The sequence below is a fragment of the Mesorhizobium sp. P2_D5 genome, assembly GCF_056404355.1.
Genome location: NZ_JBFUEE010000001.1, coordinates 737,844 through 761,366, shown reverse-complemented (window position 1 = coordinate 761,366; position 23,523 = coordinate 737,844). Strand labels below are relative to the sequence as shown.

Here is a 23,523-nt window from a genome sequence, read left to right as displayed (position 1 = left end):
GCTATTTCCCTGCGCCTTCGAACCAGGCCACCAGCAGCGCCCGTTCCTTGTCGGTAATCTGCGAGACGTTGGCCGGCGGCATGGCGTGGCTGCGGCCGGCCTGCAGATAGATCTCGCGGGCATGGTTGGCGATGTCGGCGTCGGTGTCGAGCATCACCCCCTTTGGCGCGTGGTAGATACCCTCATAGACCGGCTCCGCCGCGTGGCACATCGAGCAGCGGCCAAGCACGGTATCGCGCACGGCCGGGAAATGCGCTGATGCGACATAGATCTGCGCGGCGGCCGATTCTTTCGGCTCGCCGGTCAGCACCTTCGGCGCGGTCGACAGCCAGATGATGATGATGAACAGGACAACGGCTCCCAGCCAGGTCCAGGTCGGGTTACCCTTGCGCGCATGGACGCTGTTGAAATAGTGCCGGATCAGCACGCCGATGATGAACACCAGCGAGGCGATGACCCAGTTGAACTGCGTGCCAAACGCCAGCGGATAGTGGTTCGACAGCATCAGGAACAGCACAGGCAGCGTCAGGTAGTTGTTGTGCAGGGAGCGCTGCTTGGCGATCTTGCCGTATTTCGGATCGGGCTTGCGGCCGGCGATGAGGTCGGCAACAACGATCTTCTGGTTGGGGATGATGACCATGAAGACGTTGGCCGACATGATCGTCGCGGTGATGGCGCCGAGATGCAGGAAGGCGGCACGGCCGGTGAACAGATGGGTGAGGCCCCAGGCGATGAACACCAGCACGCAGTAGAGCACCAGCATCAGGCCGGTGTCGCTTTTTCCCAGCGGCGAACGGCACAGCAGGTCATAGACCACCCAGCCGACGCCGATCGTCGCCAGCGACAGCAAGATGCCGACCGGCACCGACATTGGCAACACATTGGGATCGATCAGGAACAGATCGGCTCCGGCATAATAGACGACGCACAGCATCGCAAAACCGGACAGCCAGGTGGCGTAGGATTCCCATTTGAACCAGGTCAGGTGCTCAGGCATCTCGGCCGGCGCCACCAGATATTTCTGGATGTGGTAAAAGCCGCCGCCATGCACCTGCCATTCCTCGCCGAAGGCGCCGACAGGCATGCCAGGGCGCTGCCGCAGGCCGAGATCGAGCGCCACGAAGTAGAAAGACGAACCGATCCAGGCGATGCCGGTGATGACATGCAGCCAACGCACGGCGAAGCTCAGCCAGTCCCAGAAAATCGCGAAATCCATCATTGAAGTCGTCCCTGCCGATGACGCGACTTTACGGTGTCGCGCGCAAACGGAAAGAGGCGAGGTGCGCGATGACTTTCAAAAAAAAATGGAAAATACTAGGTTGTTGAACGCAGCTGGATGAGAGCCACGAAACCGCATGGCCTATCTCGACAACATCGCCGTCTTCGTTCGCGTCGTCGAGCTCGGCAATTTGTCGGCGGCAGGCCGCGACATGCGCATTTCGCCGGCGGTCGCCTCCAACCGCATCAAGGAGCTGGAGAAGCATCTGGGCGTGCGGCTGTTCAACCGCACCACACGGCAATTGATGCCGACCGAGCATGGCACGGTTTTCTATTCGGGCGCCAAGCAGGTGCTGGAGGCGATCACCGAAGCGGAAGCCGCCGTTTCGGCACTGTCCGGACAACCGCGCGGCACCATCCGCGTGACGGCACCGCTCGGCCTCGGCCGCCGGCTGGTGGCCTCGGGCATCCCCGATTTCCACGACAAATATCCCGACATCGAAGTGCGGCTGAGGCTCTCGGACCACAATGTCGATATCATGAAGGAAGGCATCGACGTCGCCTTCCGGCTCGGCATCATCGAGGATTCCAGCCTCAGGATGCGCGGCATCATGGAATGCGAACGCGTACTGGTGGCAGCGCCGAAGTATCTGGAAGCGCGCGGCGAACCCGTTGAGCCGCAGGAACTGATCGGCAAGAAGCACGACTGCCTGATGCTGCGCTATTCCGGCGCGCGCGAATATGTGTGGACGTTGCAGACCCCCACCGGCCAGCAGAAATTCGAGGTGCACGGGCCCTACGACACCGACGATGGCGACGTGCTGACCGGCTGGGCGCTGTCCGGCCGCGGCATCATCAACAAGCCGCGCTTTGAGGTCGAGCCGTTCATCCGCGACCGGCGGCTGAAGGTGATCCTTAGCAACACGCCGCCGACGCCGGTGCAGTTCGCCGCCGTCTATCCGCACAAGAAGCTGCAGGACCCCAAGGTGCGGCTGCTGCTCGACTTCATGGCCGAGCGCTGCCAACGGCTGATCAAAGATCTTCTCGCTGGCAAGTAAGGGTTGGCTGGCAAGCAAGGCTGGTTCGAAAGTGATGGCTGGCAAGCAAGTGACCGGCAGTTGGCCCAGCGCCGGCGGTTGCCATCGCTGGACGTGACGAACATAGTTCCGATGGTATTTCGCCTTGCAGGGACCATCGATGGACAACGGCGCCACAATGCATCTTGCCGTTTCACCGCTTCCGGGAACCTCCGAGCCATCGCCAGGAGCCGAGCCGGACTTCAGCCTTCTGGCGCGGTTTGTCCAAAGGGCCGAAGTGGCCGGTCTGGACATGGTGATTTTCGCCGATTCCGCGCCGGCTTCCGGCAGCGATGCCGCGACGATGCCCTTCGAAGCGACGACCTTGGTGGCCGCGCTGGCGACGGTAACGATCACGATCGGGCTGGTCGCGGCGGCCTCGACGGTTGCCCACCAGCCCTACAATCTGGCGCGCCGTTTTGCTTCGCTCGACATCATCAGCCATGGCCGCGCTGGCTGGAACGCGACGATGGCGCAGGCCCCGCGTGAGGCAGCCAATTTCAGCCGCCCGGACGGGTTTTCCGCTGACGATTTTCGCCGCCGCAGCGAGGAATATTTCGCCATCGTTCAGGGCTTGTGGCAAGGCTGGGACGAAGACGCGCTCAAGTTCGACAAGAGCGGCGGCCGCTTCCACGATCCCGAAAAGATGCACCTGCTCGACCACAGGGGCGAATTCTTTTCGGTGCGCGGGCCGCTGAACGTCGCGCGCTCGCCACAGGATACGCCGGTGCTGGTGCTGTCCGGCCTGTCAGCGGCAGACATGGACATTGCCGCTCGCACCGCCGATGCCGTCCTGCTGGACAGCGAACCGATCGAGAGCGTGAAAACCCGCCATGACGATCTGAAGCGCCGCGTTGCCGCCTGCGGACGCGACCCGGATGTCGTGAAGGTGCTGATGAATGTCTCGCACGTCATTGATGAAAAGCTTGCCGTCACCGCCGATCGTCTCGACGACATGTTCCGGTCGAAAAGCTGCGATGGGTTCAACATGCAGATGCCGGCGGAGCTTTCGGCACTCGACAATTTTGTCGATATGGTTTTGCCGGCGCTGCGGCGACGCGGCCTGTTTCGAGAAAGCTATCGCGGGACAAATTTGCGGTCGCATCTTGGGATTGCCGGCGGAGGTGATCGATGACCGCCGCTTCCCGCCAGATGAAGCTTGGCGCCTTCCTGTGGGCGACAGGCCATCATATCGCCGCCTGGCGCCATCCCAACGCACATGTGACCGCCGGCATCGACATCGACCATTACATCCAGCTGGCGCGCACAGCGGAGGCGGCGAAGTTCGATATGGTCTTCTGCGAGGATGCCGCCGGCCTGCGCGAAGCCAATGTCGCCATCGCCAGCCAGACCTCGCGCTCGATCGGCTTCGAGCCGATCAGCCTTCTGTCGGCGCTGGCCGTCCAGACCAGCCGCATCGGCCTCGTCTCCACCGCGTCGACAAGCTACAACGAGCCCTACGGCCTGGCGCGGACCTTCCTGTCGCTCGACCATCTGAGCGGCGGTCGGGCCGGCTGGAATCTGGTCACTTCGGCCAGTCCCATCGAGGCCGCCAATTTCGGTTCGACCGGCTTGCGGCCGCATGCCGATCGCTACGAGCGGGCGCGTGAGTTCGCTGATGTGGTCACCGGACTTTGGCGCGGCAATCCAGATGGGGCTCCCGGTCACGATGGCCAGAGCTTTTCGGTGAGGGATCCGCTCGATCTGCCGCGTTCGCCGCAGGGCGCACCGGTGCTAGTTCAGGCCGGCGCCTCGGATGTCGGCCGCGACCTTGCCGCCCGCACCGCCGATGTGGTGTTCACGGCGGCGCAGACCTTCGAGGAAGCGAAGGCCTTCTACGACGATCTCAAGGGGCGCCTGGTGGCCTATGGGCGAGAGCCCGACGACATCAAGATCATGCCCGGCGTCGCACCAGTAGTGGCTGAAACCGCGGCGCAGGCCCAGGAAAAATACGAGGAATTGCAGGAGCTGATCCCCGACGATGTCGGCGTTGCGCTGCTGTCCAGCTACCTCAGCATCGCCGATCTGTGGCGCTATCCGATCGATGGGCCGCTGCCCGAGCTGCCGCCCAGCGAAGGCATGCAGAGCCGGCAAGCGCTGGTCATCGAGCAGTCGCGCCGCGACAACCTCTCCATCCGCCAGCTGGCGCGGCATTTCGCCGGCGCCCGCGGCCACTGGCGCATCGTCGGAACGGCGGCCGAGATCGCCGACGAGCTGCAGGCGCGGTTCGAAGGAGGTGCTGCCGACGGCTTCAACGTCATGCCCTCATATTTCCCCGGCGAACTCGATGCCTTTGCGACACTCGTCGTGCCGGAACTGCAGCGGCGTGGCCTTTTTCGCAAGGATTATGAAGGCCGCACGCTGCGCGACCATCTGGGCTTGAAGCGGCCGATGTAGCTGCGATGTAAGATTATCCGGCTAACACCCTGTCACGCTGGACCTGACGACCGGCGTTTGACGCTGCGCTGTGAATGACCATCGCGGTCATGATTTCTGCGGCCGCGAGTGCGGCGATGACAGGCGGGCGCTTGTCCTTGACGGCATCGCCGCCGATCGGCGAGACGAAGCGGGCAAACTCGGCCTCGCTGCCGTCCGCCGATTTCAGGAACCAGTTCTTGAACGTCGCTTTCTTGGTCTTCGAGCCGATCATGCCGACATAGGCGGTATCGTTGCGCTTCAACGCTTCGGCGACGATCAGGAAATCCAGCGCATGGTCGTGGGTGAGGATGGCGAAAGCGGTGCCGGCCGGCGCATCGCGCACCATCGCTTCGGGCATCGGCGTCAACCGGGTCTCGACGGTTTCCGGCATGCCTTCGAGCGCCTCGGCCCGCGTCTCGATGACGACGGCGTGCACAGGGAGAAGGGCCACCGCGGAGGCCAGCGCCTGGCCGACATGGCCGCCGCCGAAGATATAGACATAGGGCAGGTGTGCCTCTTCTGTCTCAGCCGATGCAACCAGCTCGGCTGCCAGCCCTGCGTCAACGAGCCGGATCAACACTTCGACGCGCCCGCCACAGCATTGGCCGATCTCGGGGCCGAGCGGCACGTCTAAGGTCGCGCAGACCTCGTCAACCTCGATGCGGGCATCCCTTGAGGGGGAGACAAGCATCTGCCGCGCCTTGTCGATCGCCATGTATTCGAGCTGGCCGCCGCCGATCGTGCCAAGAATCGTCGCCTGCGAGACGAGCATCAAGGCGCCCTTCTCGCGTGGCGTCGAGCCCTTGGTGCCCGCCACTTCGACCAGGGCAACCCGGCCGGCGGTACTGAGAAAGGCTTTCAGACTTTGCACTTTCGAGTTCATTTCTCACGTTCCCGAATGGGAAATGTAGGCTTTTTCGGCCTGAATTGCACGTTTTGCCGATTTCAGGCGGTCTTGACCTCGTTCTTCAGCCGCTCGATCGCCATCAACACCCGTTCCGGCGTCGCCGGCGCATCGAGACGCGGGCAGATCCTGTGGTCGGCGACGCTGGCCACCGCGTCCGACAGCGCGTGCAGCACCGACATGCCGAGGGGGAACGGCGGTTCACCGACTGCCTTGGAGCGGTGGATCGTCGGCTCGCTTGCTTCCGGCCAGTCGGCCAAGGTGACGTTGAAGATCTTCGGCCGGTCCGACGCCAGCGGGATCTTGTAGGTCGAGGGCGCGTGCGTGCGCAGCCGGCCCTTGCCGTCCCACCACAGTTCCTCGGTCGTCAGCCAGCCCATGCCCTGGATGAAGCCGCCCTCGATCTGGCCGATATCGATGGCGCGGTTCAGCGAGCGGCCCGTGTCATGCAATATGTCGGTGCGCTCGACCATGTACTCGCCGGTCAGCGTGTCGACCGAGACTTCCGAGCAGGAGGCGCCATAAGCGAAGTAGTAGAAGGGGCGGCCCTGGCCCTTGTCACGGTTCCAGTGGATCTTTGGCGTTTTGTAAAAGCCCGCCGCCGAAAGCTGGATACGGGCCATATATGCCTGTTTGACGAGGTCGGCGAAGGCGATCTCCTGGTTGCCGATGCGCACCCGGTTGGGCAGGAACAGCACCTGGTCGCGCGGCACCTGATATTTTTCGGCCGCGAAATCGGTCAACCGATCCTTGATCTGGCGAGCGCCATTCTGCGCCGCCATGCCGTTGAGATCGGAACCGGATGACGCTGCGGTGGCCGAGGTGTTCGGCACCTTGCCGGTCGTCGTCGCGGTGATCTTCACCTGATCGAGATCGATCTGGAACTCTTCCGCCACCACTTGCGCCACCTTGACGTAGAGGCCCTGCCCCATCTCCGTGCCGCCGTGGTTCAGATGCACCGAGCCATCGGTGTAGACATGCACCAGCGCGCCGGCCTGGTTGTAGTGCGTGGCCGTGAACGAGATGCCGAACTTGACCGGCGTCAGCGCCAGGCCACGCTTGATGAAACGGCTGTTGGCATTGAAGGCCGATATCTCGCGCCGCCGCCGCGCATAGCTGGCGCTTTGCTCAAGCTCGGCGACGATGCGCTGTATGATGTTGTCCTCGACCGTCTGGTGGTAGGGCGTGATATTGCGGTCGCTTGTGCCGTAAAAATTCTTCTTACGAATTTCGAGCGGATCCTTGCCGACGGCGAAGGCAACCTCGTCGATGACGCGCTCGGCGCCGACCATGCCTTGTGGACCGCCGAAACCACGGAAAGCGGTGTTCGACACGGTGTTGGTGTAGAGCGGCGCTGACTGTGCATGCACCGCCGGCCAGAAATAGGTGTTGTCACAGTGGAACAGCGCGCGATCGGTCACCGGACCCGACAGGTCCGAGGAGAAGCCGCAGCGCGCCGCGAACATGAAATCGACGCCGAGAATGTTGCCCTCGTCATCGAAGCCGACTTCGTAGTCGACGAGGAAGTCATGACGCTTGCCGGTGGCGATCATGTCGTCGTCGCGGTCGGGCCGGATTTTCACGGCGCGATGGTGCTTTTTCGCGGCGATGGCGGCCAATGCCGCAAACTGGTTGCCTTGCGTTTCCTTGCCGCCGAACCCGCCGCCCATGCGGCGGATTTCCACCGTGATGGCGTTGCTCGGCACGCCGAGCGCATGGCTGACCATGTGCTGGACTTCGCTCGGATGCTGGGTCGAGGAATAGATGGTGACGTCCTCGTCCTCGCCGGGCACGGCCATGGCGATATGGCCCTCGAGATAGAAGTGCTCCTGACCGCCGACGCGCATCTGGCCTTTGAGCCGGCGGGGCGCGGCCTTGATCGCTGCCGCGGCGTCGCCGCGCTTCAGGGTCAGTGGCGGCGTGACTAGCTTGTCCTTACGGGGATCAAGTTCGCCGATGTCGGTGACGAAAGGCAATTCCTTATATTCGACCTTGGCCAGCCTGGTGGCGCGGCGTGCCTGCTCGCGCGTCTCGGCAATGACGCAGAAGATCGGCTGGCCGTAGAACTGCACCTTGCCGTCAGCCAGCACCGGCTCATCATGGCGCCCCGTCGGCGAAATGTCGTTTTCGCCAGGCACATCTTTGGCCGTCAGCACGTCGACGACCCCGGGGGCGGTGCGCACAGCCGACAGGTCCATGCTGGTGATGGTGGCATGGGTGGCAGCCGAAAGCCCAAGGCAGCCATGCAGCGTGCCGGCCGGTTCCGGCATGTCGTCGATGTAGACGGCGGTGCCGCTGACATGCTTGTGGCCCGAATCATGCCGCTGGTCGGTGGCGACGCCGCCGGTGATCTTTTCGGCCTTGGGATTGGGGGTGGCGTGCTTGTTCATCATGCCGCCTCGTGCCTTGAAACCTGGATCGGCTCCCTGGTGCCGCTGGTCTCGGCGAAGAAGCGCAGCAAAAGGTTGCGCGCCGCCAGGGCGCGATATTCGGCCGAGGCCCGCATGTCTGTCAGCGGGGTGAAATCATCAGCATACTTTGCCATCGCAGTCACAACCGTCTGTTCGGTCCACGGCTTGCCGACCAGCGCTTTTTCGACAGCCGACGCCCGCTTCGGTATCGCCGCCATGCCGCCATAGGCGATGCGCACATCGGCGACCGTGCCATCCTTGGCCAGGTTCAGGAAGAAGGCGCCAAGGGCAGCCGTGATGTCCTCATCGCGGCGCTTGGTGATCTTGTGGACAGCGAATTTCGTGCCTTTGGCGGGGATGGGAACGTGCACCGCCTCGACGAACTCGCCAGGCTGTCGGTCCTGCTTGCCATAGGCGACAAAGAAGGTTTCCAGTGGGATCGTCCGCCGCTTCTTGCCCTTGCGCAGCGTCAGGCGCGCGCCGAGCGCGATCAGGGGCGGTGGCGTATCGCCGATCGGCGAACCGTTGGCGATGTTGCCGCCGATGGTGCCCATGTTGCGCACCTGATCGCCACCGATGCGATCGAACAGCGGCCCCATCGCCGGGATGCGCTTGGCGAGCGTCGAGAACGCGTCGGTGTAGGTGACGCCGGCGCCGATGGTGATGACGCCGTTGGCTTCGGCGATGGTGCAAAGCCCGTCGAGATCACCGATGAAGACCGCCGGCGAAATATCGCGCATGTGCTTGGTCACCCACAGGCCGACATCGGTCGAGCCGGCAACGATGGTGGCGCCGGGTTCCTTGTCAAGCACGGCGGCGAAATCGTCGACGTTGGCCGGCACGACGAGCCGCTCCTTGCCGACGCCGATCTCGATCCGCGCGCCGTCATGCATGGCCTGGAGCCTTGCCGTGATTGTCTTGCGCTCGACCGCCAGCGGGTCCTTCGCCGCCTTGCCGTAGCTGGAGATGGCGCGGGCCGCGCGCATGATCGCCTCGTAGCCTGTGCAGCGGCAGAGATTGCCTTGCAGCGCCTTTTCGATGGCTTCATTCGACGGGTCGGGCGACCTCATCCACAGGCCATAGAGCGACATGACGAAGCCCGGCGTGCAGAAGCCGCACTGCGAGCCATGGAAATCGACCATCGCCTGCTGCACCGGGTGCAACTGGCCGGGAAGACCGCGCAAATGCTCGACAGTCACGACATGGGTGCCGTCCAGCGAGCCGAGGAAGCGGATGCAGGCGTTGACGCTTTCATAGACGAGACCGCCTGCCGAGAGCTTTCCGACCAGCACGGTGCAGGCGCCGCAATCGCCCTCGGCGCAGCCTTCCTTGGTGCCGCGCAGCGAACGGTCGAGCCGCAGCCAGTCGAGCAAGGTCGCGTCTGGCGCCACCGACGAAAGCGCGACGCCCCTGCCATTGAGAATGAAGCGTATCTCGTTGCGGATACGGACCTTGGCCATGCGTCAGCTCCCCCTGTAGGTCGAATAGCCGTAGGGCGAGACGAGCAGCGGCACATGATAGTGCACGGGTTCGGCCATGCCGAAGCGGATCGGTATCACGTCGAGAAAGGCCGGCTTGGGCAATTTCGTCCCCTGCTGGCGCAAATAGTCGCCCGCGGCAAAGATCAGTTCATATTCGCCGGCGCGGAACTCGGCGCCGGCAAGCAGCGGTGCGTCGCAACGGCCATCATCATTGGTGACGACGGTCTTCAGATGTGTGCGCGTATCGCCCTCGAGGTGATAGAGCGCGATCGACAATCCCGCCGCCGGCCTGCCGGTCGCGGTGTCGAGGACATGGGTCGTCAGACGCCCGCCATCGGCTTTCGACGTTTCTGCCACTGGCCGCCTCCCATTTCCTGTACGAGCGAACTGGCCCGGTACAGTCGAACATTGCTGATGAATTGTGCGCCAATTAAAGGCGATGCATAAGTCCCGGTCGAGCGGAGTGCGACAAAAACACTTTCAAAAATTTTCGGGGGAATGCGCGAGCAGCCCTTTCGATATCCTGATCATACATCGGGCAATGCCCGGCGGGAGGGACGATGCGTTACATCAGAGACATGCGCGGCTATGGAGCCAATCCGCCGGATCCGAAATGGCCTGGTGGTGCGCATGTCGCCGTGCAGTTCGTCGTCAACTACGAAGAGGGCGGCGAGAACTGCGTGCTCCACGGCGACAAGGCTTCGGAAGCCTTCCTGTCGGAGATCGTCGGCGCCGCACCCTGGGTGGGCCAGCGCCACTGGAACATGGAATCAATCTACGAATACGGCGCCCGCGCCGGTTTCTGGCGGCTGCTCAGGCTGTTCACCGAGGCCGAGGTGCCGGTGACCTGCTACGGCGTCGCCACCGCGCTCGCCCGCTCGCCCGACCAGGTCACGGCGATGCAGGAAGCCGGCTGGGAGATCGCGTCGCACGGGCTGAGATGGATCGACTATCGCGACCACAGCGCCGAGGACGAGCGCCGCGACCTCGAAGCGGCGATCAGCCTGCACTACGAGGTGACAGGCCAGCGCCCGACCGGCTGGTACACGGGGCGCACATCGGTCAACACGGTGCTGCTTGTGGCTGAGGAAGGCGGCTTCGCCTATGTGTCGGACACCTATGACGACGAGCTGCCCTATTGGTTCGAGCACGAAGGAGGCGCCCAGCTCATCATCCCCTACACGCTCGACGCCAACGACATGCGCTTCGCGACGCCACAAGGCTTCAATTCAGGCGACCAGTTCTTTGCCTATCTGAAGGACAGTTTCGACACGCTCTATGCCGAGGGCAAGGCCGGCCGGCCGCGCATGATGAACATCGGCCTGCATTGCCGCCTCGTCGGGCGGCCGGGCCGGGTGGCGGCGCTGAAGCGCTTCGTCGACTACGTGAAGTCGCACGACAAGGTCTGGCTGGCACGGCGCATCGATATCGCCCGCCACTGGCAAGAAAACCACCCCTATCGACCCGCAGCACTCAGACCGTCCAAGATGGAATTCGAGACGTTCGTCCACACTTTCGGCGGTGTCTTCGAGCATTCGCCCTGGATCGCCGAACGCGCCTTCGAGTTGGAGCTGGGCCCGGCGCATGACTCATCCGGCGGCCTGCACAACGCGCTTTGCCGCGTCTTCCGTTCCGCAAGCGAGGCCGAGCGGCTTTCAGTGCTCAACGCCCATCCCGACCTTGCCGGCAAACTGGCCAAGGCCAAACGGCTGACGGCGGAATCGACCAAGGAACAGGCCTCAGCCGGACTCGACGCGCTGACCGACAAGGAGCGCGAACTGTTTTCCAAGCTCAATGCCGCATACGTCACCACCTTCGGCTTCCCGTTCATCATCGCGGTGAAAGGCAAGACCAAGGAGGAGATCCTGGCGGAATTCGAGGCACGCATCGGCAACAGCCGCGGCGTTGAATTCGACACCGCCTGCAAACAGGTCGAGCGCATCGCGCTGCTCCGCCTCAAGGACATGCTTCCGCAATAGGTTTAACCCATGGATACGATCAGGATGCCCGACCGAACCTATTACGCGCCGCATGGCGGCCACCCTGGCCAGAGTGAGCTGCTGACCGGCCGCGCCGTCTTCACCGAGGCCTATGCCGTCATCCCCAAGGGGGTGATGCAGGACATCGTCACCAGCGCCTTGCCGTTCTGGGACAAGACCCGCGTCTGGATATTGTCGCGGCCGCTGTCCGGCTTTGCCGAGACGTTTTCGCAATACATTGTCGAGGTCGCGCCCGGTGGCGGCAGCGAGAGGCCGGAGCCCGATGCAGGCGCCGAAGGGGCCTTGTTCGTGGTCGAAGGCGAGTTGACCGTTCTGCTTGCCGGCAAGAAGCATGTGCTCAGACCGGGCGGCTTCGCCTTCCTACCGCCGGCCAGCGCCTGGACGGTTCGCAACGAGAGCAAGACCGAGGTCCGCTTCCATTGGATCCGCAAGGCTTACGAGGCGGTCGACGGTCTAGAGGCGCCGGAAGCCTTCTTCACCAACGAACAGGACATCGCGCCAACGCCGATGCCCGGCACCGAAGGCCGCTGGGCGACGACCCGTTTCGTCGATCCTGCCGATTTGCGCCACGACATGCACATGACCATCGTGACGCTCGAGCCCGGCGCGGTCATTCCCTTCGCCGAGACGCATGTCATGGAGCACGGGCTTTATGTGCTGGAAGGCAAGGCGGTCTACCGCCTCAACCAGGACTGGGTCGAGGTCGAGGCCGGCGACTTCATGTGGCTGCGCGCCTTCTGCCCCCAGGCCTGCTATGCCGGCGGCCCGGGCAAATTCCGCTATCTGCTCTACAAGGACGTCAACCGCCACGCCAAGCTCGGCGGTGCCGGCATTGCTAGGCGGGCGCCGTGACCCGCATCGTCGCGCGGCCGCTGACCCGCGAGAGCTTTGCCGCCTTCGGCGACGTCATCGACATGGGCGGCGACAATCACTACCCGATCAATGGCGGCAAGGCCGAGCGCTACCACGATCTTGCCACGGCGCAAGCGACAGGGCCGAACGCCCGCGTGCTGATCTCGATGGTGCGCGGCACGCCTTACGAATTGCCGCTAAAGCTGACCATGGTCGAGCGCCATCCATTCGGCAGCCAGGCTTTCATTCCGCTGTCGCCCCGGCCGTTCCTTGTCGTCGTCTGCCACGACGGCGATGGGGGACCGGGTGAACCGCAGGCCTTCATCACCGCGCCCGGACAAGGCATCAACTATTCCCGCAACCTCTGGCACGGCGTGCTGACGCCGCTCGGCGAGGCGCAGGATTTCCTGATCGTCGACCGCGGCGGCGACGGTTCCAACCTGGAAGAATTCCATTTCTCGCACGCCTACGAGATCCATCTCCCCGACGAGAGCTTGTAATGACCGACATTTCCCTGATCGACCGCCTGCTCGACGTGATCGAGCACGACATCGTGCCGAAGACGGCCGACGGTGTTGCCCATGGCAACAAGCTGTTCGGCGCGGCGATCCTGCGAAAGGACGACCGTTCGCTGGTACTGGCCGAAACCAACAACGAGATCGAAAACCCGCTCTGGCATGGCGAGGTGCATTGCCTGAAGCGCTTCTATGAAATGCCAAAGGCCGAGCGCGTCGATACGAAAGACGCCATCTTCATCGCCACGCATGAACCCTGCTCGCTCTGCCTATCGGCGATCACCTGGACCGGCTTCGACAATTTCTACTATCTGTTCAGCCATGAGGATTCGCGCGACAGCTTCGCCATCCCGCATGATCTGAAGATTCTCAAGGAAGTCTTCACCCTCGATCCCGGCGGCTACAATGCCGAGAATGCCTACTGGAAGAGCTTTTCGATCCGCAGATTGGTACGGTCACTCCCCGAGGCCGAGCGCCAGCGGCTGGAAACGCGCATCGGCGAGATCTCGGCACGCTATGACGACCTGTCCGGCGCCTACCAAGCGAGCAAGGGCGACAACGACATTCCGCTGAATTGACGCGGACTGACCAGCCGAATTCGTTGGCTGGCCCACGACGCGATGCCACGGGCTCCATCATCTGGCGATCCTGGAGTCCCGCATGAAAATTGTCACCGAGTTCCCCCGCAAAGTCGTCGAATTTCCAGTAATGGGGATTGTCATGCCGGACGGCTGCCGGCTGTCGGCGAGGGTCTGGATGCCGGAAGACGCCGGCGACGATCCGGTGCCGGCGATCCTCGAGCACCTGCCCTACCGCAAGCGGGACGGCACCATTCTCCGCGATCAGCTGACGCATCCCTATTTCGCCGGCCACGGCTACGCCTCGATCCGCGTCGACATGCGCGGCAATGGCGATTCCGAAGGGCTGATGGACGACGAATATTCCGAACAGGAATTGCAGGACGCCTGCGACGTCATCGCCTGGGCGGCTTCGCAGCCCTGGTGCAACGGCAATGTCGGCATGATGGGCATTTCCTGGGGCGGCTTCAACTGCCTGCAGGTGGCGGCCAAGCAGCCCCCGGCGCTGAAGGCGGTTATCAGCCTGTGCTCGACCTCCGACCGCTATGCCGACGATATCCACTACAAGGGCGGTTGCCTGCTGATCGAGAATTTCGGCTGGGCGTCGACCATGCTGTCCTATTCGTCGCGGCCGCCGGACCCGCTCTTCACCGGCGACAAAAGGTGGCGCGACCTTTGGCTGACCCGGCTGGAGAACCAGCCTTTTCTCGCGCCGCTGTGGCTGAAGCACCAGCACCGCGACGCCTATTGGAAGCGCGGCTCAATCTGCGAGGATTATTCCGCCATCCAGGCCGCCGTGCTGTCGATCGGCGGCTGGCACGACGGCTACCGCAACACCGTCTCGCATCTGGCCACCAACATCGAAGCGCCGGTGAAGGGCATCATCGGACCGTGGATCCACAAATACCCGCATTACGCGGCACCCACACCGCGCATCGGTTTCCTGCAGGAGGCCCTGCGCTGGTGGGACCGCTGGCTGAAGGATATCGACACTGGTGTCGAGGTCGATCCAGCCTATCGTGCCTATGTCATGGACAGTGTCCGCCCCGCGCGCTGGCATCCCAAGCGGCCCGGTCGCTGGGTGGCTGAGCAGGAATGGCCGTCGCCTGCCATCAAGACGCAATCGATCGAGCTTGTCTCCGACGGTAGCAAGCCCGCCATCGTTGCTTCGCCGCAGAGTTGCGGCCTTGCCGGCGGCGAGTATTTTCCGTTCACCTTCGGCCCCGAACTGCCCGGCGACCAGCGCCCCGATGACGCTTTGTCGGTGTGTTTTGACCAGCCGGAACTCACTGAGGCGATCGACATCGTCGGCGCGCCCGAAGTCGAGGTGCGGCTGTCCTCCGACCGACCGCAGGCCAACATCGCGATCCGGCTGTGCGACGTGCACCCTGACGGTGCCCCGGAACTGATTTCCTACGGCGTGCTCAATCTGACACATCGCAATTCGCACGAATTCCCCGAGGCGCTGGTACCGGGCGAAACCGTGTCGGCGCGCGTGGTGCTCGATCAATGCGCCTATCGCGTGCCGGCAGGCCACCATCTGCGCATTGCCGTGTCGAATACCTATTGGCCGATGATCTGGCCGTCGCCGGAGCCGGTTCGGCTCGCCTTGTCGGCCGCCGTGCTGGCCCTGCCGCTGCGGCCGCTGGCGACAGGCAACGAAGTGACGTTTGCCGAGCCGGAAAGCGCCACTCCCTGGGCGACCGAGACGATCCGCGCCGCCAATTCCGAGCGTCATGTCGATCGCGACGAGAAGACCGGAATTGTGACGCTTTCCATAACGGATGATTTTGGCAAGGTGCGCGATCTTGCCCATGGCCTGGCCAATGGCAGCATCGCCCGCGAGATCTGGACGATCCATCCGGACGATCCCCTGGCGGCCTCTGGAAAAACGCACTGGACGCAGACCCTGTCGCGAAATGGATGGTCGGTGCGCACCGAGACATTCGCGGAAATGCGATCGGACGCGCAAAACTTCATCCTCAGCGCCAGAATCGAGGCCTATGAGGGCGAAACTCTCGTTTTCGAGCGTAACTTCGAGGAAAGGGTGCCGCGCGTCCTCCTGTGACCACGGATTTGGTTGGTCCAAATGCGACGTACGATTTACGCCACGGCATGTCGCATTCGGTCTTGCTTACCGCTTTCCCTTGCGGTCATTATTCTCCTCACAAGAAACAAGAAAAACGACCGCAGAGTCGAACCAACAGAGTGAGGAACTCAACATGTCAAACGAACTGGAATTCCTTAGCCGGCGAGTCGCTTCCGGCAAGTTGAGCCGTCGCGATTTTCTCGGTCGGGCGGCAGCACTCGGCGTCACCGCGACCTTCGCCAACTCGCTGCTTTCAGGTGCGGCGCGCGCTGCCGGCCCAATCAAGGGCGGCACGCTGAAGGCCGGCCTCGTCGGCGGCGAATCCACCAACAGCCTCGATCCGGCGCTGATGATGACGCAGGTGCCGTTCGCCTTCGGCAAGTGCTGGGGCGAAATGATCGTCGAGCTGTCGCCGGAAGGCAAGCTTGAGAACCGCATCGCCGAGGAGATCGGCTCCTCGGACGACGCCAAGGTGTGGACGTTGAAGATCCGCGACGGCGTCGAATTCCACAATGGCAAGACGGTGACCGCGGCAGACGTCGCCGCGACCCTCGAGCGCCATTCGGACGAAAAGTCGAAATCCGGCGCGCTCGGCTACATGAAGGGCATCGAGACCATCAAGGCAAACGGCAAGGAAGTGGTGCTGACGCTGAAGGAGGCCAACGCCGACCTGCCCTATCTGCTCAGCGACTATCACCTGATCGTGCAGCCGAACGGCGGCAAGGACAAGCCGGATGCCGGCATCTCGGCCGGCCCGTACGTGGTCAAGACCAACGAGCCCGGCGTACGCCATGGCGGCGAGCGCTTCGCCAATTACTGGCAGGGCGACAAGATGGGCCATGCCGACCAGATCGAAGTCATCGTCATCAACGATGCGACCGCCCGCACGGCGGCCCTGCAGGGCGGCCAGGTCAACATGATCAACCGCGTCGAGCCGAAGATCGTCGACCTGATCAAGCGCCTGCCGGGCGTCACCATCCGCAACCACGCGGGTCCTGGCCACTACGTGTTCATCATGCACTGCAACACGGCACCATTCGACAACAACGATCTGCGCATGGCACTCAAGCTGGCCATCGACCGCGAGGAAATGCTGGACAAGATCCTGCGCGGCTACGGCTCGCTCGGCAACGACTTCCCGATCAATTCGTCCTATCCGCTGTTCACGGAGATCGAGCAGCGCAAGTACGATCCCGACAAGGCCAAGTTCCACTACAAGAAGTCGGGTCACGACGGCACCGTGCTGCTGAGGACCTCGGACGTCGCCTTCCCGGGCGCTGTCGATGCCTCGCAGCTGTTCCAGCAGAGCGCGGCCAAGGCCGGCATCAAGATCGAGCTCAAGCGCGAGCCCGGCGACGGCTACTGGAACGAGGTCTGGAACAAGCAGCCCTTCTGCGCCTCCTACTGGGGCGGCCGCTCGACGCAGGACCAGATGTACTCGACCGCCTATCTGTCGACCGCCGACTGGAACGACACGCGTTTCAAGCGTCCGGACTTCGACAAGATGGTGCTGGCGGCGCGCGCCGAACTCGACGAGACCAAGCGCAAGCAGATGTACCATGACATGGCTGTCCTGGTGCGCGACGAGGGCGGCCTGATCCTGCCGATGTTCAACCAGTTCATCGATGCGACCGGCGCCAAGGTCGATGGCTGGGTCGATGATCCGCATCAGGAATTGATGAACGGCTACGCCCTGGCGAAGTGCTGGCTCCAGGCCTGAGCCCGGCTTTGCGGATATGTCTTCACCCATCCTGAAGCTAATTGCCCAGCGCGTTGCGCTGGGCATCGTCCTGTTGTTGGCCGTTTCGGTCCTGATCTTCGCCGGCACCCAGATCCTGCCCGGCGACGTCGCGCAAGCCATTCTCGGGCAATCGGCAACACCGGAGTCGCTCGCCAATTTGCGCGAGCAGCTCGGCCTCAACGATCCGGCCTATATCAGGTATTTCCGCTGGCTCGGCGGCGTGCTCACCGGCGATCTTGGCACAGCCATGACGAGCGGCCAGGACATCGCGACGTCGATCAAGGACCGGCTGTGGAACACGCTGTTTCTCGCCTTCTGGGCGGCGATCGTCGCCGTGCCGCTGGCGATTATCCTCGGGCTGATCGCGGTGCGCTACCGCAATGGCTGGGTCGACAAGCTGATCTCCGGACTGGCGCTGGCCTCGACCTCGTTTCCCGAATTCTTCATCGGCTATGTGCTGGTCTATTTCTTTGCCGTGAAATGGCAGATCTTCCCCGGCATTTCGACCGTCTATGACGGCATGCCGTTCGGCGAGCGCATGCAGGCGATCGCCTTGCCGGCGACAGCGCTGACGCTGGTGGTGCTGGCCCACATGATGCGCATGACGCGCGCGGCGATCCTCAACGTCATGCAGTCGGCCTATGTCGAGACGGCCGAACTGAAAGGCCTGTCAGCATTCAACGTCATCCGCAGGCACGCCTTCCCCAACGCGATCGCGCCTATCATCAACGTCGTGATGCTCAACCTCGCCTATCTCATCGTCGGCGTCGTCGTGGTCGAGGTGATCTTCGTCTACCCGGGCATGGGGCAGTATCTCGTCGACCACGTCACCAAGCGCGATGTGCCGGTGGTGCAAGCGGTCGGCCTGATCTTCGCCGCCGTCTACATCAGCCTGAACATCATTGCGGACATAGGGGCTATCGTCGCCAATCCGCGCCTCAGACATCCAAAATAGGGGGCGGATATGCTCGATATCAAACGCATCCCCATCCCCGCGCTGATCGGCATCGTGCTGACGTCACTGTTCGTGCTGGCGGCGCTCTTCGCACCCTGGATCGCGCCGCACGGCAATGGCGAGATCGTCGGCGACGTCTGGGAACCGATGTCGGCAACGCATTGGCTCGGCACCGACAATCTCGGTCGTGATCTCCTGTCGCGCATGATCTACGGCGCTCGCATCACGCTGTTCATCGCCGTGCTTGCCACCGCCCTGTCGTTCTCGCTCGGCGCCATCCTCGGTTTCTCGGCGGCGGTGTTCGGCGGCTGGTTCGACACGCTTTTGTCGCGCCTCGTCGATCTCCTGATGTCGATCCCGACGCTGATCATGGCCCTCGTCGTGCTCTCCGTGCTGCCGACCAACCTGGTGACGCTGATCCTGGTGATGGGCGTTCTGGACTCGACCCGCGTCTATCGCCTGTCACGGGCCGTCGCCGTCGACATCAACGTCATGGACTACGTCGAGGCGGCGAAGCTGCGCGGCGAAGGCAGCGCCTGGATCATTTTCCGCGAGATCCTGCCCAACGCGCTGTCGCCGCTGGTTTCGGAACTCGGCCTGCGTTTCATCTATGCCGTGCTGTTCCTGTCGACGCTGTCGTTCCTCGGCCTTGGCGTCCAGCCGCCGGATGCGGACTGGGGCGGCATGGTCAAGGAAAACAAGGACGGCATCGTCTTCGGCATCGCAGCCGCGCTCATCCCGGCGGCGGCAATCGCCATGCTGGCGATTTCCGTCAACCTGGTTGCGGACTGGGTGCTCAACCGGACGACCAGCCTGAAGGGAGGACGCGGGTGATGGCTGACAGCAAAGCGAACTCTGGCCTCCTGCTCGACATCCGCAATCTGCGCATCGAAGCCACTGTCTTCCCGCCAGGCGAGCCGCCGAAGAACATCGTGCTGGTGCACGACGTCTCGCTGACTCTGCAAAAGGGCAAGGTGCTTGGCCTGATCGGCGAATCCGGCGCCGGCAAGTCGACCATCGGCCTCTCGTCCATGGGCTATGGCCGCGGTGGCGTGCGCATCACCGGCGGCGAGGTGATCCTCAACGGCCGCGACATCCTCAAGGGCGGCAAGGACGGCTTCCGCAAGCTTCGCGGCCGTGAGGTCTGCTACGTCGCGCAATCGGCGGCCGCCGCCTTCAACCCGGCGCACAAGCTGATGGACCAGGTGGTGGAAGCCACCCTGCTGCACGGTACGGCGACACGCGCCGAGGCGGAGAAGCGCGCCGTTGCGCTGTTCAAGAAGCTCAGCCTGCCCAACCCCGAAACCATCGGCGAGCGCTTTCCGCACCAGGTCTCGGGCGGCCAGCTGCAGCGCGTGATGACGGCGATGGCGCTCTGCTCCGAGCCGGACCTGATCGTCTTCGACGAACCGACCACGGCGCTCGACGTGACGACGCAGATCGACGTGCTGGCTGCGATCAAGGACGCCATCCGCGACACGCATGTGGCGGCGCTCTACATCACCCACGACCTTGCCGTCGTCGCTCAGGTCTCGGACGAGATCATGGTGCTGCGCCATGGCCGGCTGGTCGAATGGGGTGGCACGCGCCAGATCATCAAGGAGCCTCGCCAGGAGTACACCAACGCGCTGGTGTCGGTGCATGAGATCGAGCACGCCGAGCAGAAGCCCGGCACGACGCCGTTCCTGTCGGTGAAGAACGTCACCGCCGCCTATGGCCGCAGCCATATCAAGGTGCTGAAGAACGTCTCGGTCGACATCTATCCGGGCCAGACGCTGGCCGTGGTCGGCGAATCCGGCTCCGGCAAGTCGACGCTGGCGCGCGCCATCACCGGGCTTTTGCCGCCGGAAGAAGGAACCGTCACCTTCGATGGGCGCCCGCTGGCAAACCGGCTGGCCGACCGGCCGAAGGAGGATCTGCGTCAGTTGCAGATGATCTACCAGATGGCCGACGTGGCGATGAACCCGCGCCAGACCGTCGGCACCATTATCGGCCGGCCGCTGGAATTCTATTTCGGCATACGCGGCCGCGAGCGCGACAAACGCGTCGCCGAACTGCTCGACAAGATCGAGATGGGCAAGGGCTTTTCCGATCGCTACCCGGCCGAGCTTTCCGGCGGCCAGAAGCAGCGCGTCTGCATCGCCCGTTCGCTCGCCGCCAAGCCGAAGCTGATCATCTGCGACGAGGTGACATCGGCGCTCGACCCGCTGGTTGCGCATGGCATCCTGAAGCTGCTGCTCGAGCTGCAGAAGGAGGAGAACGTCGCCTATCTGTTCATCACCCATGACCTCGCCACGGTGAAGTCGATCGCCGATTCGATCGCGGTGATGTATCGCGGCGAAGTGGTGCGCTATGGCCCGAAGAGCAAGGTGTTGAGCCCGCCCTTCGACGACTATACCGACCTTCTCCTGTCGTCGGTGCCAGAGATGGAGATCGGCTGGCTGGAAAAGGCGATCAAGGGACGGCGCATGGCGAGCGCGGGAAACTAGGGCAATTCCGGGAAAAGTGTGCGCCGTTTCCCGTCCGGAACTGCGTCAGAGCAGGGATAGACCCGACCCGCTGGTCCAGGCACGCCTGCCGTCATCCGCATGCAACACTAGATTGCCACACGTCCCTTTGGACGGGCGCCGCCCGTGTGACGTTGTTTTAGAAAAGGGGGTAGGACATGAACACTGAACTCGACCATCTCGCTGAACTCGCCGGACAGGGCCGGATATCGCGTCGCGACTTCCTCGGCCGTACCGCGGCACTTGGCGTCTCGGCGGCACTGGCCACGACGTTGGCCGGCAAGGCCTTCGCCCAGACGCCGGTCAAGGGCGGCATCATCAAGGCCGGACTGCAAGGCGGCGAATCGACCAACAGCCTCGACCCGGCGCTGAACCTCAGCCAGGTCACCTACAATTTCGGCAAGCAGTGGGGCGAATTCCTCGTGCGCCTAACACCCGAAGGCGGCGTCCAGAACCTGATCGCCGAGGAGATCGGTGCTTCCGATGACGCCAAGACCTGGACCATCAAGGTGCGCGACGGCATCGAATTCCACAACGGCAAAACCGTAACCGCCGAGGATGTCGCGGCCACGCTTGAGCGCCACGCCGACGAAAAATCGAAATCGGGCGCGCTCGGCGTGCTGAAGAACATCAAAGCCATCAAGCCGAGCGGCAAGGAAGTGATCGTCACGCTCGGCGACGCCGATGCCGACTTCCCCTATCTGATGGCCGACTACCACCTTGTCATCCAGCCGAATGGCGGCAAGGACAATCCCAACGCCGGCATCAGCGCCGGGCCTTACAAGGTCACCGTCAACCAGCCCGGCGTGCGCCATGGCGGCGAGCGCTTCGCCAATTACTGGCAGGGCGACAAGCTGGGCCATGCCGACCAGATCGAGATCGTCGTCATCAACGACGCGACCGCGCGGCTGGCTGCCTTGCAAGGTGGACAGGTGCAGCTGATCAACCGCGTCGAGCCGAAAGTGGTCGATCTGGTCAAGCGCATCCCCGGCGTCACCATCGAGAACGTGTCGGGCCGAGGCTACTATCCGTTCAACATGTTCTGCGACACCGCGCCCTTCGACAACAGCGACCTGAGGATGGCGCTGAAGCTGGCCATGGACCGCGATGAATTGCTGGAGAAGATCCTGCGCGGCTATGGCTCGGTCGGTAACGACTTCCCGATCAACGAAGCCTATCCGCTGTTTTCGAGCGATATCGAACAGCGTAAGTTCGACCCGGAAAAGGCTGCGGCAGCCTACAAGAAGTCCGGCCACAGCGGCTCGATCCTGCTGCGCACCTCCGACGTCGCCTTCCCAGGCGCCGTCGATGCGGCCCAGCTCTACCAGCAGTCCTGCGCCAAGGCCGGCATCAAGATCGAGATCAAGCGAGAGCCCGGCGACGGCTACTGGTCGGAGGTCTGGAACAAGCAGCCCTTCTCGCTCTCCTATTGGGGTGGGCGGCCGACGCAGGACCAGATGTATTCCACCGGTTATGTCTCGACCGCCGACTGGAACGACACGCGTTTCAAGCGGCCGGAATTTGACAAGATGCTGTTCACCGCCCGCGCCGAACTCGACCAGGCCAAGCGCAAGGCGATCTACCACGACATGGCGGTGCTGGTGCGCGACGAAGGCGGGCTGATCGTGCCGTTCTTCAACCAGTTCATCGACGCTGCCGCCACCAACAAGATCGCCGGCTACGTCAAGAACCCGAACGGCGAGATGATGGACGGTTATGCCCTTGGCGCGTGCTGGCTGACCGCCTAGCCTATCCTTGGTTCATAAACGGAACGCCGTGTGCCCAGCGGTGCACGGCGTTCTGATTTCAACTGGTCAATCGCAGGGAGCCGCCCGTGGCGCTCAAGACAAAACTTTTGCTGATCATCCTCGATGGCGTCCCCTACAGGAACTGGCGCCGGCTGATGGGCAATCTCGAGGGCTGGGTGCAATCGGGCGAGGCAAGCGTCTGGAAGATGCGCTCGGTGCTGCCGTCGACCTCCGCCTGCTGCTACGCCTCGATCCACACCGGGGTTTCGCCGCAGGTGCATGGCATCCTGTCCAACGAGAACCGGTTCCGCGTCGAACAACCCGACATCTTCTCCGAAGTCAGCAAGGCTGGTGGCAAGACGGGTGCGGTGACCCATTCCTATTGGTCGGAATTCTTCCGCGCCCATCCCTTCGACCTGGTCGAGGACATGGAATTCGACGAGCCGGGTGGACCGATCACGCATGGGCGGTTCCACACCATGACCGGCTACAATCTTCGCAACCAGATGACGCCGAGCGACGTCGATTTGTTCGCGACGCTGACCATGCTGACCAGGCGCCACGGCATCGATTACGGCATCCTGCACACCTGTACGCTGGACTCGATGGGCCACCGCTTCGGCCATGACTGTCACGAGATGGATCATGCCGTCTATGCGATGGACGGCATGCTGGCCGCCTTCCTGCCGCGCTGGATCGAGGCTGGCTACGAGGTCATGGTCACCGCCGACCACGGCCAGACCGATCGCGGCCACCATGGCGGCCATGACGACGAGATGCAGGATTTCGCGCTGTATTATTTCGGGCCCGGCAAGGGTCCGCAGGCCGAGACGCTGCTCGACCAGCTGCAACTGGCGCCGACCATCTTGAGCCGCCTCGGGGTGCCGGTGCCGGCGACAATGAAGGCCAAGTCTTTCCTGGACTGAAGGGGTGCCGGCGACGCACGCCAACATTGAAAATAAATAGCGAACGCCGACGCCGCCCCTCATCCGCCTGCCGACACCTTCTCCGGTACAGGAACGTGGAGAAG

General features: G+C 63.3%; 19 protein-coding genes. 14 read left to right on the top strand and 5 right to left on the bottom strand.

The window, feature by feature from the left end; genetic code table 11:
• Position 1: 1 nt before the first annotated feature.
• Positions 2 to 1,219, bottom strand: a complete 1,218-nt coding sequence (locus AC1DYW_RS03695) for a urate hydroxylase PuuD (protein WP_457150438.1) — start codon at positions 1,217 to 1,219, stop codon at positions 2 to 4.
• 136 nt (positions 1,220 to 1,355) lie between these two features.
• On the opposite strand from AC1DYW_RS03695, the gene AC1DYW_RS03690 reads away from it, so the two are divergent.
• The 3 genes from AC1DYW_RS03690 to AC1DYW_RS03680 all read left to right on the top strand — a co-directional run bounded on the left by AC1DYW_RS03690 (position 1,356) and on the right by AC1DYW_RS03680 (position 4,691).
• Positions 1,356 to 2,276 (top strand): LysR family transcriptional regulator, encoded by a 921-nt coding sequence (locus AC1DYW_RS03690; RefSeq protein ID WP_095083019.1) that lies wholly within the window; start codon positions 1,356 to 1,358, stop codon positions 2,274 to 2,276.
• Between the two features lie 139 nt (positions 2,277 to 2,415).
• A complete protein-coding gene (locus tag AC1DYW_RS03685) occupies positions 2,416 to 3,429 on the top strand; it encodes an LLM class flavin-dependent oxidoreductase (RefSeq protein WP_477225145.1) in 1,014 nt (337 codons plus the stop codon).
• Positions 3,426 to 4,691 carry an LLM class flavin-dependent oxidoreductase gene (locus tag AC1DYW_RS03680; RefSeq protein ID WP_457150440.1) on the top strand — a complete coding sequence of 422 codons (1,266 nt, stop codon included), beginning with the start codon at positions 3,426 to 3,428 and terminating at the stop codon, positions 4,689 to 4,691. The genes AC1DYW_RS03685 and AC1DYW_RS03680 overlap by 4 nt, the downstream gene beginning before the upstream one ends.
• 13 nt (positions 4,692 to 4,704) lie before the next feature.
• Here the strand turns inward: AC1DYW_RS03680 and xdhC are convergent, their stop codons facing one another.
• The 4 genes from xdhC to uraH all read right to left on the bottom strand — a co-directional run bounded on the left by xdhC (position 4,705) and on the right by uraH (position 9,865).
• Positions 4,705 to 5,595, bottom strand: coding sequence for a xanthine dehydrogenase accessory protein XdhC (gene xdhC / locus AC1DYW_RS03675; RefSeq protein ID WP_457150441.1), 891 nt, complete (start codon positions 5,593 to 5,595; stop codon positions 4,705 to 4,707).
• Positions 5,596 to 5,657: 62 nt separating this feature from the next.
• Positions 5,658 to 8,006, bottom strand: coding sequence for a xanthine dehydrogenase molybdopterin binding subunit (gene xdhB, locus AC1DYW_RS03670; protein WP_457150449.1), 2,349 nt, complete (start codon positions 8,004 to 8,006; stop codon positions 5,658 to 5,660).
• A complete protein-coding gene (xdhA, locus tag AC1DYW_RS03665; RefSeq protein ID WP_457150442.1) occupies positions 8,006 to 9,487 on the bottom strand; it encodes a xanthine dehydrogenase small subunit in 1,482 nt (493 codons plus the stop codon). Before xdhA ends, xdhB begins: the two co-directional genes overlap by 1 nt.
• 3 nt (positions 9,488 to 9,490) lie before the next feature.
• Positions 9,491 to 9,865: a hydroxyisourate hydrolase gene (gene uraH, locus AC1DYW_RS03660; protein ID WP_457150443.1), complete on the bottom strand. Its 375-nt coding sequence runs from the start codon at positions 9,863 to 9,865 to the stop codon at positions 9,491 to 9,493.
• 203 nt (positions 9,866 to 10,068) lie between these two features.
• Here uraH and puuE point away from each other — a divergent pair, with 203 nt between their 5' ends.
• The 11 genes from puuE to AC1DYW_RS03605 all read left to right on the top strand — a co-directional run bounded on the left by puuE (position 10,069) and on the right by AC1DYW_RS03605 (position 23,419).
• Positions 10,069 to 11,487 (top strand): allantoinase PuuE, encoded by a 1,419-nt coding sequence (gene puuE / locus AC1DYW_RS03655; protein WP_477225144.1) that lies wholly within the window; start codon positions 10,069 to 10,071, stop codon positions 11,485 to 11,487.
• Positions 11,488 to 11,496: 9 nt separating this feature from the next.
• On the top strand, positions 11,497 to 12,360 hold the full coding sequence (locus AC1DYW_RS03650) for a bifunctional allantoicase/(S)-ureidoglycine aminohydrolase (RefSeq protein WP_457150445.1): 864 nt from the start codon (positions 11,497 to 11,499) through the stop codon (positions 12,358 to 12,360).
• Entirely contained in the window at positions 12,357 to 12,860 is a 504-nt protein-coding gene (locus AC1DYW_RS03645) for an ureidoglycolate lyase (RefSeq protein WP_095083037.1), read from the top strand. Before AC1DYW_RS03650 ends, AC1DYW_RS03645 begins: the two co-directional genes overlap by 4 nt.
• Positions 12,860 to 13,453 carry a nucleoside deaminase gene (locus AC1DYW_RS03640; protein ID WP_457150446.1) on the top strand — a complete coding sequence of 198 codons (594 nt, stop codon included), beginning with the start codon at positions 12,860 to 12,862 and terminating at the stop codon, positions 13,451 to 13,453. The genes AC1DYW_RS03645 and AC1DYW_RS03640 overlap by 1 nt, the downstream gene beginning before the upstream one ends.
• Positions 13,454 to 13,535: 82 nt before the next feature.
• Positions 13,536 to 15,521, top strand: a complete 1,986-nt coding sequence (locus AC1DYW_RS03635; protein ID WP_477225143.1) for a CocE/NonD family hydrolase — start codon at positions 13,536 to 13,538, stop codon at positions 15,519 to 15,521.
• 154 nt (positions 15,522 to 15,675) lie between these two features.
• Complete coding sequence (locus AC1DYW_RS03630; protein WP_477225142.1) at positions 15,676 to 17,262, top strand: ABC transporter substrate-binding protein; 1,587 nt, start codon at positions 15,676 to 15,678, stop codon at positions 17,260 to 17,262.
• 16 nt (positions 17,263 to 17,278) lie between these two features.
• Entirely contained in the window at positions 17,279 to 18,238 is a 960-nt protein-coding gene (locus AC1DYW_RS03625; RefSeq protein WP_477225141.1) for an ABC transporter permease, read from the top strand.
• A 9-nt stretch (positions 18,239 to 18,247) separates the two neighbouring features.
• Complete coding sequence (locus tag AC1DYW_RS03620) at positions 18,248 to 19,072, top strand: ABC transporter permease (protein ID WP_095083047.1); 825 nt, start codon at positions 18,248 to 18,250, stop codon at positions 19,070 to 19,072.
• Positions 19,072 to 20,727 carry an ABC transporter ATP-binding protein gene (locus AC1DYW_RS03615; RefSeq protein ID WP_095083048.1) on the top strand — a complete coding sequence of 552 codons (1,656 nt, stop codon included), beginning with the start codon at positions 19,072 to 19,074 and terminating at the stop codon, positions 20,725 to 20,727. Before AC1DYW_RS03620 ends, AC1DYW_RS03615 begins: the two co-directional genes overlap by 1 nt.
• Before the next feature lie 176 nt (positions 20,728 to 20,903).
• Complete coding sequence (locus AC1DYW_RS03610) at positions 20,904 to 22,493, top strand: ABC transporter substrate-binding protein (protein ID WP_477225140.1); 1,590 nt, start codon at positions 20,904 to 20,906, stop codon at positions 22,491 to 22,493.
• Positions 22,494 to 22,579: 86 nt separating this feature from the next.
• Entirely contained in the window at positions 22,580 to 23,419 is an 840-nt protein-coding gene (locus tag AC1DYW_RS03605; RefSeq protein WP_457151935.1) for an alkaline phosphatase family protein, read from the top strand.
• Positions 23,420 to 23,523: the final 104 nt, after the last annotated feature.